Source organism: Streptomyces hydrogenans (assembly GCF_014656075.1).
GTDB classification, from domain to species: Bacteria; Actinomycetota; Actinomycetes; order Streptomycetales; family Streptomycetaceae; genus Streptomyces; species Streptomyces hydrogenans.
This window is the reverse complement of the sequence record NZ_BNBS01000105.1, coordinates 14283-28145: the sequence shown is the minus strand read 5'-3', so window position 1 is coordinate 28145 and position 13863 is coordinate 14283. Positions and strand designations below refer to the sequence as shown.

The 13863-nt window shown below is 71.9% G+C and carries 12 protein-coding genes; 4 read left to right on the top strand and 8 right to left on the bottom strand.

The features are described from left to right. Positions 1-47: 47 nt before the first annotated feature. On the bottom strand, positions 48-245 hold the full coding sequence (locus tag IE321_RS31715) for a hydrophobic protein (protein WP_229916627.1): 198 nt from the start codon (positions 243-245) through the stop codon (positions 48-50). Positions 246-452: 207 nt separating this feature from the next. Between IE321_RS31715 and IE321_RS31710 the strand changes: the two genes are divergently transcribed. Then, complete coding sequence (locus IE321_RS31710) at positions 453-626, top strand: CsbD family protein (protein ID WP_190225417.1); 174 nt, start codon at positions 453-455, stop codon at positions 624-626. A gap of 314 nt (positions 627-940) precedes the next feature. After that, a complete protein-coding gene (locus IE321_RS31705) occupies positions 941-1291 on the top strand; it encodes a ribosome maturation factor RimM (protein ID WP_190225416.1) in 351 nt (116 codons plus the stop codon). Positions 1292-1436: 145 nt separating this feature from the next. Here the strand turns inward: IE321_RS31705 and IE321_RS31700 are convergent, their stop codons facing one another. From IE321_RS31700 to IE321_RS31685, 4 genes are all read right to left on the bottom strand, one after another. Next, complete coding sequence (locus IE321_RS31700) at positions 1437-2681, bottom strand: ABC transporter permease (RefSeq protein WP_190225415.1); 1245 nt, start codon at positions 2679-2681, stop codon at positions 1437-1439. After that, complete coding sequence (locus IE321_RS31695) at positions 2681-3352, bottom strand: ABC transporter ATP-binding protein (RefSeq protein WP_190225421.1); 672 nt, start codon at positions 3350-3352, stop codon at positions 2681-2683. The genes IE321_RS31700 and IE321_RS31695 overlap by 1 nt, the downstream gene beginning before the upstream one ends. A gap of 287 nt (positions 3353-3639) precedes the next feature. Continuing rightward, a complete protein-coding gene (locus IE321_RS31690) occupies positions 3640-4773 on the bottom strand; it encodes a peptidoglycan-binding protein (protein ID WP_190225414.1) in 1134 nt (377 codons plus the stop codon). Continuing rightward, positions 4770-5267: a hypothetical protein gene (locus IE321_RS31685; RefSeq protein ID WP_043227585.1), complete on the bottom strand. Its 498-nt coding sequence runs from the start codon at positions 5265-5267 to the stop codon at positions 4770-4772. Before IE321_RS31685 ends, IE321_RS31690 begins: the two co-directional genes overlap by 4 nt. An 89-nt stretch (positions 5268-5356) precedes the next feature. Here IE321_RS31685 and IE321_RS31680 point away from each other — a divergent pair, with 89 nt between their 5' ends. Beyond that, the gene (locus IE321_RS31680; RefSeq protein ID WP_190225413.1) at positions 5357-6016 is read left to right on the top strand and encodes a response regulator transcription factor; all 660 of its coding nucleotides are present in this window, start codon (positions 5357-5359) and stop codon (positions 6014-6016) included. Positions 6017-6195: 179 nt separating this feature from the next. After that, a complete protein-coding gene (locus IE321_RS31675; protein WP_190225420.1) occupies positions 6196-7419 on the top strand; it encodes an ATP-binding protein in 1224 nt (407 codons plus the stop codon). A 204-nt stretch (positions 7420-7623) separates the two neighbouring features. On the opposite strand, the gene IE321_RS31670 is transcribed toward IE321_RS31675, so the two are convergent. The 3 genes from IE321_RS31670 to IE321_RS31660 all read right to left on the bottom strand — a co-directional run bounded on the left by IE321_RS31670 (position 7624) and on the right by IE321_RS31660 (position 13858). Next, positions 7624-10062, bottom strand: coding sequence for a glycoside hydrolase family 3 protein (locus tag IE321_RS31670; RefSeq protein ID WP_190225412.1), 2439 nt, complete (start codon positions 10060-10062; stop codon positions 7624-7626). A 241-nt stretch (positions 10063-10303) separates the two neighbouring features. Beyond that, the gene (locus IE321_RS31665) at positions 10304-12907 is read right to left on the bottom strand and encodes an alpha-L-rhamnosidase (protein ID WP_190225411.1); all 2604 of its coding nucleotides are present in this window, start codon (positions 12905-12907) and stop codon (positions 10304-10306) included. 48 nt (positions 12908-12955) lie between these two features. Next, positions 12956-13858: a carbohydrate ABC transporter permease gene (locus IE321_RS31660; RefSeq protein WP_229916623.1), complete on the bottom strand. Its 903-nt coding sequence runs from the start codon at positions 13856-13858 to the stop codon at positions 12956-12958. Positions 13859-13863: the final 5 nt, after the last annotated feature.

Below are 13863 nucleotides of genomic sequence, written 5' to 3'. Positions count from 1 at the left end.
AGGGGGTGGGCCACCACCGTTCTCGCGTTACGGGCGCGGCGGCCCGTCTACCAGCGATACCAGCGACCGCTGCTGTTCTTCGGGCGAGCGATGAACCCGATCAGCCACAGAACGAGGAGCGCGATCGCAACCCACCACAGGGCCTTCAACGCGAAACCCGCGCCGAACAGGATCAGGACGAGCAGAAGAACGAGAAGCAGGGGAACCATAATTATCAACCTCCGCAGCACCGACTTCCCGAGCATTCCTCGATCATGCATACGAAACTTACGTGTTTCTTATGCGCACAGGTGGGCACACGCATCCGCTTCCCCGAAGCCGCCGTACGACCCCCACCACCCCGGCCCACGCCCGGCCCCGCCGATGCGGCTCGGCAACTCGGCGGTTTACACCTCCGCATCACGAGCAGGCGGGGGTCAAGACCAAACCGGTTACTTCACGAGGAGGTCCCGATGTCGGGCACGGAGAAGAGCAAGGCCCACGCCGAGCAGGCCAAGGGCAAGGTCAAGGAGACCGTCGGCCGCGCCGTCGGCAACGAACGCATGACCGCCGAAGGCCACGCCGAGCAGGCCAAGGGCAAGGCCCGCCAGGCCAAGGAAGACATCAAGGACACCTTCCGACACTAGAACCGGAAACCCCCATACCCGCGAGGCCCCGACCTCTCCCCCCGGCCGGGGCCTCGCGCCATGCCCGCACACACCAAAGGGCTCGCCGCCTCCGGCGAAGCACCGCCCGGCCGACTACGACACCGGCGAGGACAACCGGACTGGCGGCGAGTCCAGACCCTTGAAGACGAGCAGTGAGGGTGCTTCGGCCGGCAGCATCGCACTCTCCTTTACGGCCGCCGCGCACCTGCCCCCTCGAATGGCGCACTCGGTGGGCACGCCGCTCAAGCACGACCTCATCTTCCGCACTACAGGTATCTACTGAGGAGTCCTGAATGAACAACGACATGTGGAGCTACGTGCCGACCGCCGGTCACGGCCCGGACAGTGACCTCACGGGATACAGGGTCGAAGCCACGGACGGGCACATCGGCAAGGTCGACAAGCACTCCAACGAGGTCGTCGACCAGTACCTCGTCGTCGACACCGGCGTATGGATCTTCGGCAAGCAAGTCATGCTGCCCGCCAGCACCGTGACGGAGATCGACAACGAGGAGCGGCGGATCCTGGTCTCGCTCACCAAGGAGCAGATCAAGAACGCGCCGGAGTTCGACAAGGAGAAGCACCTGGGCGACCCCGCCTATCGCGACCAGCTCGGCGGGTACTACGGCGGCTCGGGCCACTGAGCCCACTCAGAACCGACCCTGCTTCTATGTAGGGCCCATCAACGGGGCGGCCAAGCGGGGAAGCCGACAGCTCGAAGTCCGGTCCGTCGTCCGCGCGCCCAGGTCGGTGGTGCCGGTCGGGCGCGCGGACGACGGAGCGGGGCCGCTATCCCGCTGCCAGGGCCGAGGTCGGTGGCTGGCGGGAGGCTCGGACCGCCGGGTAGAGGCCCGCGACCGTGCCGATCGCGAGCGTCGCGACGAAGCCCGCGGCCGCCGCCCATGGCGGGACGACCCACGGCAGTCCGCCGGTGGCCGCGTACACGCCGGTCGCCGCCGTGCCCAGCGCCGTCCCGGCGATGCCTCCGAGTCCGGAGAGCATCAGGGACTCCGTGACGAACTGGATCCGGATCTGTCCCCTGGTCGCTCCGAGGGAGCGGCGGAGGCCGATCTCGTGACGGCGCTCGAGGACCGAGATGATCATCGTGTTGGCGACGCCGACGCCGCCCACGAGCAGGGCGATGCCTCCGAGCCCGAGGAGCAGGGTGGAGAAGGCTCCCTCGGTCGCAGCCTTCGCCTTCAGTGCCTCGGAGGGGTCGCTCACCGCGACGTTCTGCGGGTTCCGCGGGTCGATGGTGGGGGCGAGGAGCCGCTGGACCTGGCGGACGGAGGCGTCCGTGGAGCGCTCGTACACCGTCGTGGGGTGGCCGTCGAAGCCGAGGAGCCGCTGGGCGCTCTCCCAGCCGACCAACGCGGAGCGCTCGATCTCGGGGGCGAGAGGGAGGGGGGCGAGGGTGCCGACGACGGTGAAGTACCGGTCGTCGATCCACACCTGCCGGCCCGGCCGGTCGATGCCGAGGCGTTCGGCGGCGACGTGGCCGAGGACCACGGCCGGGTAGCGTCCGTTGGCCGCGTTCAGCCACGTGCCGGACGCCGTCGTGCCGCGGAGCACGCCGAGGAGGCCCTCCGTCACCGCCTTCACGGCGATGCCGCCGGTCTCCTCCTCCGGGATCATCTGCGAGCGCCGCACGGAATGCCGGAGGTCGCCGCTCGCACCCGCCCGTTCCACGCCGTCGATGCGGCCGACCATGCCGACGGCGTCCTTGGGCAGCTTCACCTCCTGGCCGCTGAACATCCCCTCACCGGGTTCGGCGACCAGCATGTTGGTGCCGAGCGCTTCGAGCCGCTGGAGCAGCTGCGCCTGGCTGGACGCCGAGATGCCGACGACCGCGATCATCGTCGCGATGCCGATGGCGATGCCGAGCGCCGACAGCACGACCCGCACGGGCCGGCTGCGCAGGCCGGCCGAACCGACGTGCAGGACGTCGCGCGGGCCGAGCCTGCGGGGTTTGAGCGCCACCGCGCGCCGGTCGGGTTCCGGAGACGTACGTCCCTGCTTCCGCCTGCCGCACATCAGACCACGACCTTTCCGCGCGCCGAGTCGGCGACGACCCGGCCGTCCCTGATCCGGACCCGTCGGGGCAGGCGCTGCGCGATCTCGGTGTCGTGGGTGATGACGGCGATCGTGGCGCCCTCCTGGTTCAGGGTGTGGAGCAGCTCCATGACCACCTCGCCTGACGCCGTGTCCAGGGCTCCGGTGGGTTCGTCGGCGAGCAGCAGGACGGGGTCGCTCGCGAGCGCGCGGGCGATCGCGACGCGCTGCTGCTGGCCGCCGGACAGCTCGTGCGGCCGGTGGCGCGTGCGGTCGGCGAGCCCGACCCGGGCCAACGCGTCCGCGGCGAGCGCGCGGCGGCGGGCCCGGGGCAGCCCGGAGTAGAGCAGGCCCTCGGCGACGTTGTCCACGGCGGCGACGCCCGGGGCGAGGTTGAACGCCTGGAAGACGAAGCCGATGTGGCGGGCGCGCAGCGCGGAGAGCTTCCGGTCGGTGAGCGCGGCGATGTCGTGGCCGGCGACCGCGACCGTGCCGGTGGTCGGCCGGTCGAGGGTGCCGACGATGTGGAGCAGGGTGGACTTGCCGGAGCCCGAGGGGCCCACGATGCCGACCAGTTCGCCCGGGCCGACGGTGAGGTCGACGGCGTCGAGGGCGCCGACGCCGCCCGCGTACTCCTTGACGACGTCCCGCAGCTCGACGACGGGTGTGCGGGGTGCGTGCGTGTCCTGCGCCGGGCCTCGCCCCGGACCTTCGTACGCGGCGAGCGCCGGACTTTCGTTCGCGGCAAGTGCCGGACTTTCGTACGCAGCGAGCGCCGGACTTTCGTGCGCGCCACGCGCCGGGGTTCCGGTCGGGTCGGGCCCGGTGGTCCCGAGGGGCGGGGCCCCGGGCTCGGCAGGGTCCTGGGCGGGGACCCGGCCGCCTGGGTCCTGACCGCGGTGACGGCCGGGGCGGTGGACGGGGTGGGGAGTGCCGGTCATCAGGAGGGCACCCCGACCTTCGTGCCGGCGCGCAGGCCGTCGCCGCTGATCTCGACCCGGCCCTGAGCGAACATGCCGAGCTCGACCCTGACGTCCCGGGTCGTCCCGTTCTCGACGACCTGCACGCCGAACCCGCCGTCGGGCAGGGCGAGGAGGGCGTTGACGGGGACGGAGAGGACGTCCCGGCGCGTCTCACCGGTGAGTTCGACGGTGACCGGGGACTGGTCGACGCCCTTGACCTTCCCCGGGTCGTCGAAGGCGACGGTGACGTCGATCTTCGGGGTCCTGTCCTGCGGGTCGTCGCCGACCGTCGCGGTCCTGCCGACGGCGGACACCCTGCCCGGCAGCCGGGTCCCGTCCGGGAGCGTGACCGTGACCTTGGTGCCGGTCGTCGCGGACGTGGCCTCGGAGGCCGGGACCTCGAAGGTGACGACCCGCTCCGAGCCGGTCACGGTGAGGACCGGGGTGCCGGTGGAGAGCCGGTCGCCGGGGGCGATCCGGGCGCCGACGCCGGCGTCGGCGCCCGCCTCCTTGACCCGTACCGCGCTGCTCGCGAAGGCGATCCGGTCCGGGCCGACGGTGCCGGTCGCCTTCAGGTCGTGGGACTTCTGCCAGCGTTCGACCGCCGCGGCCGTCTTGGCGGTGTACTCGTCGTCCACGTCGAAGCCGGTGTAGCCGAGCGCGGCGAGGTTCTCCTCCCACTGCCGCACGTCCTTGCCCTTGTCGCCGGTCTTGAGGGTCCGGTACATGGGCTCGTCGCCGTACATCAGCCGGACGGCCTCGTCGTCGACCTCGTACACCCGCTCGTCGCGCTCCACGACGGAGCCGGTCGGGGCGAGCCAGGTGAGGGTGCCGCCGGGGCCGCCCGCGTTGATCTTCCGCTCTCCCGGATGCCCCAGGGTGCCGTCGCGCCGGGAGCTGTCCGTGAGGTCACCTCGGGTGACCGGCGCCGTGGCCGGCGGCAGCCCCTTCGCGCCCGCGTCGCCGGCCGGCGCCTCCGAGGGGGTCGCGAGCGCGGTGACGGCGACGGCGCCGCCCGCGAGGGCGAGGAGCGGCAGGAGGGCGAGCCCGAGCCGGCGCCGCCCCAGCGGCCGCGCCCCGTCGGCGCCGGGGTCCGACGTGCCGCGGCTCATCGGGCGACGCCTTCACACGCCTTCATGGCCTTCTCGAACTTCTGCTTCTCCGCGCCCTGCGGTATCGGCATGGCCTGCTGGGCCCCGCCGTCGAACTTCGGGTCGGGCATGTTGAAGCCGTTCTCGCGCATGCACTTCGCGTACGCGAGCGCCTTGTCCTTGTCGGCCTGCGTCGGCTCCTTGCCGAAGCCGGCCCCGCCGGCCTTGTCCGCGCACGCCTTGAACGCCTTCTCCATCTTCTCCTTCGACATGCCGTCACCGCCGATCGTCAGCCCGACCCCCTGCTCGCCCGGCTTCGGCTCGGGCACGTCGAGGCCCTGTTCGCGCAGGCACTTGCGGTGCTCGAACGCCTGGTCCGCCTTCTTGCCCTCGTCGCTCGCGCTCCCTTCGTCCTTCCCTCCGGCCCCCGAGCCGGAGCAGGCGGTGGCGAAGAGGGCGAGGGCCGCGGCCAGGGAGGGGGCGGCGGCCGTCCGGATGATCCGTCGAATCGTCATGGCGGCGACAGTGCCTCGTGGGGGTGTTTCGTTTCTCTCAGCGGTTTCGTTTACACCGGCGAAAGGTCCCCTTCGGATACACAGGGGTCATGCGCGTACTGGTGGTGGAGGACGAGGCGTTCCTCGCGGAGATGATCGCGGAAGGGCTGCGCCGGGACGCGCTCGCCGTGGACGTGGCGGCCGACGGCGACGAAGCCCTGCGCAAGCTCCGGCTCGGGGAGTACGACGTCCTCGTCCTGGACCGGGACCTGCCGGGGACGCACGGCGACGACGTGTGCCGCCAGGTGGTCGAGCAGCGGCTGCTGACCCGGATCCTGATGCTGACGGCGGCGGGCACCGTACGGGACCGGGTCGAGGGCCTCGGGCTCGGCGCCGACGACTACCTGACCAAGCCCTTCGCGTACGACGAGCTGCTCGCCCGGGTCCTGGCCCTCGGCCGCCGGGCCCGGCCCGCACTGCCGCCCGTCCTCGAGCGGGCCGGGATCGTGCTGGACACCGCCCGCCGCCAGGCCAGCCGCGACGGCCGGCACCTCCACCTCTCCCCCAAGGAGTTCGGCGTCCTGGAAGAGCTGCTGCGGGCCGAGGGCGCGGTGGTGAGCGGCGAGGACCTGATCGAGCAGGTCTGGGAGGAACACACCAGCTACCGCACGAACGCGGTCCGGGTGACCCTCAGCAAACTCCGTACCAAACTCGGCGAGCCCCCGGTGGTGGAGACGTTGCCGGGCGCGGGCTACCGGATCGCACCGTGAACGGGGGACGGGGCGCGCGCGGGGAGCACGGCGCAGGGGAAGAACAGCGCGTACGTCACGCGCGGGGCGGCGTACGCGAGGAGCGCGGAGGTCCCGGTGCGCGCGGCGGCCCCCGTGCGCGCGGACGGCTCGCCCCGCGGCGGTCCCGGGCTTCCGGCGCGGCCTTCCCGGGGCGGCTGCTGCCGTTCCGCAGCGAGCGGGCGCGGCTGACGGCGCTCTACGCCGCGCTGCTCGTGCTCGCCGGGTCGCTGCTCACGGGCCTCGTGTACGTACTCGTGCAGGAAGGCATGTACTCGTCGATCAGCACGGCCGTGACCACCGCCGTCCCGGCCCAGCGGCTGGACCGGCCGCGCTCCGACCGGCCCTCGCCATGGTCGACCGCCTTCCCCACCGGCCTGCCGAGCGCCGCGCCCGCCAGCCCGCTGCCGACCCCGGGGGCGGGCGTCCGCCTGCCCGAGGCTCTGGCGATCACGCGGACGGTGAGCGACGCCGCGGAGTCCGCCGCCCTCGACCGACTGCTCACCGTCTCCGCCGCCGTGCTCGTCTGCTACGCGGTCCTGTCGGTCGCCCTCGCCTGGTGGACGGCCGGCCGGGTGCTCCGGCCCATCGCCGTGATCACCGACACGGCCCGCCGCCTCTCCGGGGAGAACCTGCACGAGAGGATCGCCCTCGACGCGCCGCCCGGCGAGCTGAAGCGCCTCGCCGACACGTTCGACGGGATGCTCGGCAGGATCGAGCGCCTGGTCTCCGCCCAGCAGCGGTTCGCCGCCAACGCCGCTCACGAGCTGCGCACCCCGCTCGCCGTGCAGCGGGCGGCCGCCGAGATCGGGCTCGCGGGCGAGCCCTCTCCCGAGCGGGTAACGCGCATGCGGGCGAAGCTGATCGAGGTCGCGGACGGCAGCGAACGGATCATCGAGGGCTTGCTGCTCCTGACCGCATCCGAGCAGGGTCTCAAGGAGCGTCGGACCGTCGCGGTCGACGAGCTCGCCAGGGAGGCGGCGGCCGCACTGGCCGACAAGGCGGCGGAGCGGGACGTGACCGTCGACGTGCGGGCGCTGCCGTTGGACGTGGAGGGGGACCCGGTGCTCCTGGAGCGCCTCCTGCACAACCTGGTGGCGAACGCGGTGCGCCACAACGTCCCGCACGGCCGCGTCGAGGTGCGTACCGGCCCGGGCACCGGAATCGAGGTGTCCAACACCGGCCCTGTCGTCCCGCCCGACACCGTCCCGCTGCTCTTCGAGCCCTTCCGCCGGTTGAACGAACGCACCCACACGCCCGGGGAGGGCGTCGGCCTGGGCCTGTCGATCGTCGACGCGATCGCCCGCGCGCACGGCGCCACCGCGATGGCCTCGGCCCACCCGGAGGAGGAGGGCGGCGGCCTGACCGTGCGGGTGAGGTTCTGAACGCGCGCTGGACGACAGCGTCACGCTCATGCCTGACGTCGCGCACCCTGGCGGGTGACGATGGGCGTGGATATCCGTGCGACGGGACGGGGGAAGACCAACAGGCTTCCTGTGCCGCTGGGTTGAGGCTTCGACCGCCTCCTTCGACGGTCCCGGTCTGTCGGCGCGCCCGTCACGTGTGCGGTAACGGGCGCGCCTGCGGCGTCAGTCGATGGTGATCGCTCGCTGGGCCGTGAGGGTGCGGGCGTTGCGGGCGGTGGCGAGGGTGTAGAGGCCGGGGACGAGGGTCCAGGTGCCGGCGCTCCAGGTGGCGAGGTCGTCGGCGGGAACGGTGAAGGTGATGCGCCGGCCGGCTCCGGGGGCGAGGGTGACCTTCCGGAAGGCCACGAGGCGGCGCGGTTCGGCGTTCGCCGCGGCCGGGAGGGTCGCGTAGACCTGCACGACGTCGGTGCCCTGCCGGGTGCCGTTGTTGGTGACGGTGAGGGCAAGGGCGGCGGTCTTGGCGGCGGCGTCGTACGCGGCTTCGAGCGAGCCGTGGGCGAAGGTGGTGTAGGAGAGGCCGTGTCCGAAGGGGAACAGGGGCTGCTGTCCCTTGGCCTCGTAGAAGCGGTAGCCGATGGCGGTGCCCTCGTCGTAGGAGACGGTGGCGTTCTCGCCGGGGTAGGTCGCGGGGGTGGTGCCGGGGCCCTGGGCGGTGCTTGCGGGGAAGGTGACGGGGAGCCGGCCTGCGGGGTCGCCGTAGTCGGCGAGGGCGGCGGCGAGCGAGGTGCCCATGCCGCGGCCGCCGTACCAGGTCTGGACGACGGCTTCGACGTCGTCGAGCCAGGGCATCGCGACGGGGCCGTCGGTGTTCAGGACGATGATGGTGCGCGGGTTGGCGGCGGCGACGGCGGTGATGAGCTGGTTCTGGTCCGCGGGGAGGCCGAGCTGCGCGTGGTCCATCGCCTCGCCCGCCATGCGGTGGACGAAGACGACTGCGGCGTCGGCGGTGCGGGCGGCTTGGACGGCGGCGGGGATGAGGGATGCGGGCTGCCAGCCGAGGGTGAGTCCGCAGGTGCTCCGGCCCATGGGGTCCGGGTCGGCGATGGCGTTGTCGTAGGTGACTTCCACTGTGACGGGCCGGCCGGCGGTGAGCTCGGTGGTGCCCTGGAGGGGGTAGTCGTAGGTGCCGAGGAAGAAGCGGCGGGTGCCTCGGGAGCCGGAGACGACGGTGACGCCGTCGATCTTGAGGGTGGTGGTGCCGGCGGGCAGGAGGGAGAAGCGGTGGAGTCCCGTGTGGGTCGGGGTCAGGGTGCCCGACCAGGTCGCGGACCAGACCTCGGGGAGGTTTTCGACCGGCGCGCCGGTGAAGTCGATGACGCGGTCGGTGCGGGTGGCGACCGGGGTTCCGGTGGGCTGGGGGGAGGCGTAGTACCGGGCGGTGAGGCCGGAGGCTCCGCCGACGGTGCGCAGGACGGTGGAGGGGACGGTGGGCAGGGGGATGTCGCCGGTGGTGCCCTGGGCGTGGGTGACGGTGAGGGTGTCGCCGGCTCGGGTCTTGATGGCCTGGAGGGGGGTGGTCCAGGTGCCGGGGTCGACATACGTGGACCCGGCGACGCCCGTGAGGGCGTCGGGGCCTGCGGGGCCGATGACGGCGAGGGTCTTGAGGCCGGCGGGCAGGGGGAGGGCGGAGGAGCGGTTGACGAGCAGGACGGTGGAGGCCAGGGCGGCTTCGTGGGCGAGGCTCTTGTGCTCGGGGGTGCTGACGTCCTGAGCCGGTGCGGGGACGGGGTGGTCGACGAGACCGTTGGCGAACATCGTGATGAGGATGCGGCGGGCGGCGTCGTGGAGGCGGGTGGCCGGGATGGCGCCGTCGGTGAGTGCGCCGGGTGCCAGTCGGACTCCGCCGGGGCCGAGTCCGGCGAGGTCCATGCCCGCCCTGGCGGCGGCGACCTGGTCGGCACCGGCCCAGAAGTCGGGCACGGTGTGACCCTGGAGACCGAGGCGGTTCTTGACGTCGTCGAAGAGAGCGGGGTTCTCGGTGGCGAAGGTTCCGTTGATCTTCGGGTAGGCCATCATCACCGAGGTGGCGGGCGCGGCGGCGATCACGCGGCGGAAGGGCGCCTGGTAGATCTCGCGCAGGGCGCGGTCGGACACCAGGGTGTCCGTGAAGAAGCGATGGGCCGCCTGGGTGTAGGCGACGAAGTGCTTGACGGTGGCGACGACCTGGCGGCTCTGCATGCCGGTGGTGAGGGCCGCGCCGAGACGGCCGGCGAGCAGGGGGTCCTCGCCGAGGCTCTCGGCCTGCCGGCCGAAGTGCCAGGTGCGGGTGACGTCGATCGTGGGTCCGAGGAGGTTGTTGTAGCCCTTGGCGCGCCCTTCGGTGCCGATGGCGACGCCGATGCGGCGGGCCAGGTCCTCGTCGAAGGTCGCGGCCTGGGCGAGCGGCACGGGGAAGGCGGTGACGTTCTGTTCGCCGCGCAGTCCGGCGGAGGCGTCGACCATGGTCAGTGCGGGGATGCCGATGTGGGTGAGGGCGCCGAAGTCGCAGCGGACGAGCGCTTCCTTCTCCGCGGGCGTCATGCGTGCGAGGACGACGTCGACGCGGTCGAGGCCGCGAGGGTCGGTGGCGGCGATTGCCTGAACGGTGACTCCAGGGGTCATGGTGGCGGCTGCTGCTGTGATGACGGCGGCAGAAAGGAAGGCGCGTCGGTTCACGGCGACTCTCCGGATGGTGGGGGTGGCGGGCGGGGCCCGCGGAATCGGATGCTGCGTGTCCGGCAGCAGGGGATCTTTCCGAATTTCTCATCGCCCCTCTTGAGGGTTTCCCGCGTCCCACGAGAGCCTTCAGGGGATTTTCGGGCGCTTCGCTTGCAGCGCCTCACGCACCCACTACTTGGGATTCTCAGGCCTCACTGACGATTCTTCGGAGAAGGTCGGTGGAGTGGAGGATGTGGGTGCCCGGGGCAATCCTGTCGGGTCGATGCCCGGGAAGCTCGACGACAGCCGTGCAGTTCGGCGGCACGGTGATTTCGGCCTTCATGCCGTCCGCGGTGGTCTCCCAGAAGAGCGCGGCGGTGCCGTGGGGCGTCTCGTAGCGGGTGCGGGCCCAGGTGATTCCGCCTCCGGGGCGCGGTCGGAAGGCGAGGGCCGTGGCGCCGGGTTCGGTGACCGTGATGCCGCCGACGACTCTGTGGAGCCAGTCCGCGACGGCTCCGAGGGCGTAGTGGTTGAAGGAGGTCATGCCGCCGGGGTTGAGGGTGCCGTCGGGGCCGAGGCCGTCCCAGCGCTCCCAGATCGTGGTGGCGCCCATGGTGACGGTGTAGAGCCAGGAGGGGCAGTCGGTCTGCAGGAGGAGTCGGTAGGCGGTGTCGAGGTGCCCGGTGTCGGTCAGGGCGTCGCAGATGAGGGGGGTGCCCACGAAGCCGGTGGCGATGCGGGCCCGCTCCTGCTCGACCAGGTGCGCGAGGCGGTCGCCGGCGGCCTGGCGTCGGCGCTCGTCCAGGAGGTCGAAGGCGATCGCGAGGGCGTATGCGGTGGGGCTGTCGCTCGTCATGTGTCCGTCGGGGCGGACGTACGCGTTCTGGAACGCGGTGGTGATCTCGTCGGCGAGGGTGCCGTAGGTGGTGGCGTCGTCGGTGTGGCCCAGTGCGTGTGCGGCGCGGGCGAGGTGGCGTGCGGAGTGGGCGAAGTAGCCGGTGGCGACGAGGTGGCGGTCGGTGCGTCCGGCGGCGGGGTCGTCCGGTGGGGCGGCGGGGTCGAGCCAGTCGCCGAGCTGGAAGCCGGTGTTCCAGAGTCGGTCGGGTCCCGCGAGCCGTTCGACGAGGTCGACCCAGCGCTTGCCCATGGGGTAGTGGCGGCGGAGGAGGTCGAGGTCTCCGAAGCGCTGGTGGAGGGCCCAGGGGGTGAGGGTGGCGACGTCGCCCCAGGCGGCTCCGGGCTGGATGGGGGTCCACATCGGTTCGCCGGGGATGACGGGGACGTACCAGGGGATGGTGCCGTCGGGGAGCTGTTCGAGCGCGACGTCGGCGAGCCAGGAGTCGAGCATGCCGGCGCAGTCGTAGAGGAAGGTCGCGGTGGGGGCGAAGACCTGGATGTCCCCGGTCCAGCCCAGGCGCTCGTCGCGCTGCGGACAGTCGGTGGGGATGTCGACGAAGTTGCCGCGCATGCTCCACAGGACGTTCTCGTGCAGGCGGTTGACCATCGGATCGCTGCATTCGAAGGAGCCTGTGCGGCGCATGTCCGTGTGGTGGACGCGCGCGGTGACGGCGCCGGGGGTGAGGTCTCCGTGCCAGCCGGTGATCTCCGCGTAGCGGAAGCCGTGGAGCGTGAAGCGGGGTTCCCAGGTGTAGGGGCCGGTGCCGGGAAGGACGAGGGTGTCGGTGGCGTGCGCTTCCCGTAGGGGCCGGGTGGCGAGTTCTCCGTCCTGGAGGACTTCCGCGTGCCGGAGCGTCAGGGTGGTGCCGGCGGGGCCGTCGGTCGTGACGCGCAGGCGGCCCACGAGGTTCTGTCCGAAGTCGAGGAGGTGGCGGCCGTCTTCCGTGCGGGTCACCGAGACCGGGCGGATCTCCTCGGTGCAGCGGACCGGGGGCCCTTCCGGCGCGACGAGCGTCGCCGGATCCCTGGTGCCGGTGCGTACGGGGGTCCAGCCGTCGGACGGTGCCGTCGGGGTGGCCCAGTGGGGTTCGTCGAGACGGGCGTCGAAGTGTTCGCCCTCGTACAGGCCGCTGGTGAGGATGGGGCCGACGGCGGCGTGCCAGGTGTCGTCGGTGGGGATCACGGTGGTGGTGCCGTCGGTGTAGGTGATCTCCAGCTGGGCGATGAGCGACTGGTCGGTGCCGTAGATGTTGCGGGTGCCGCCGTCGAAGCCGTACTTGCCTCGGTACCAGCCGTCTCCCAGCCAGGCGCCGATGGTGTTGGCTCCGGGGGTGAGAAGGGCCGTGACGTCGTGGGTGCGGTAGCGCAGCCGGTGGAGGTAGACGGTCCAGCCGAGGTCGATGGCCTCGTCGCCGACACGGGTGCCGTTGATCTCGGCTTCGTACAGGCCGTGGGCGGTGATGTAGAGCCGGGCGCGCTCGACCGGCCGGTCGTCGGTCCGGAAGTGCCTGCGGACGCGGGCGGGTCGTCGTTCCGCGGCGGGATCCTCGTCCCAGTCCGCTCCGACCGGGACGGCGGCCCAGTCCCCCGCGGTGAGCAGCCCGGCCTCGACGGTGCTGGGCCCGCTCCAGGCCGACGGCTCGTCGACGCTCGCCGACCAGGTCCGGACGCGGACGACCGCGGGTTCGCGCGAGGCGAGCGGCGTGTCGGGCCAGGCGACGAGGACGTGGTCGGCGCCGGCGACGCGACCGGTCCGGTACGTGTGGCCGCGGCGTTCGACCTCGACTTCGTAGGCGTGCTGATCGCCGGCTTCGGGGGCGGGGACCCAGGACAGTCGGGGGGTGCCGGTTCCGATGCCGAGGCCATCGGTCAGGTGCTCGAAGCGCACCGGGGAGGGCGGGAGGGATCGCAAGGGAGGGGGCCTTTCGTGGGCTCGGATGGTTCGTCGAGGCGCTGGGGGTCAGCCCTTGACCGCTCCCGAGGTGAGGCCCTTCATGACCTTCTGGTTGAGGAAGAGGTAGATCAGGAGGGTGCCGAAGACGTTGATGCAGATGGCCGCGAACAGGGGGCCGTACTGGGTGGCGCCGAAGTCGCCGGTGAAGTTCAGCAGGCCGACCTGGATGGTGCGCAGGTCCTGGCTGTTGGTGAAGGTGAGGGCGATGAGGAGGTCGTTCCAGATGAAGAAGAACTGCACCAGTCCGACGGTCAGGAGTGCGTTGCGCACGACGGGGAGACTGATGGTCCAGAAGGCGCGGAGGATGCCGGCGCCGGCGACGGTGGCGGCTTCGAGGAGCTCGCGGGGGACGGTCCTGTAGTAGGTGGCCATCATGAAGACGGTGAGGGGCAGGCCTGTGCCGGTGTACGTGAGGATGAGCGGCCACAGGGTGCCGGACAGACCGGTCTGGAAGTAGAGGGTGAACAGCGGCAGCAGGATCATCTGTGGGGGGATCATCATGCCCGCGAGGAAGACCAGGAGGGTGAGGCCGCGGCCCTTCCAGACCATGATCTGCAGGGCGAAGCCGGCGGCGGTGCCCAGCAGGAGGATGAGGGCGAGGGCGGGGACGACGGCGAGAAGGCTGTTCTTGACGTAGAGGCCGATGTTCCCGGTGGTCCAGGCTTCGGTGTAGTTGCCCCATTCCCAGGTGGTGGGCAGGCTCCAGGTGGAGTTGTCGAGGTAGTCGCCGTTGGACTTCAGCGAGGTCAGGAACATCCAGATCAGCGGGTAGACCTCGATGACCAGGAGGAGGGCGACGGCGAGGCGGAGCCACAGGCGTCCGCCCGCCTTGCGCGCGGCTCGGAGCGGGGGCTGCTTGGGGCGCCCGCGGCCGGTGCCGGTGGTCTTCGGGAGGGTGTCGATGGCCATGGCGT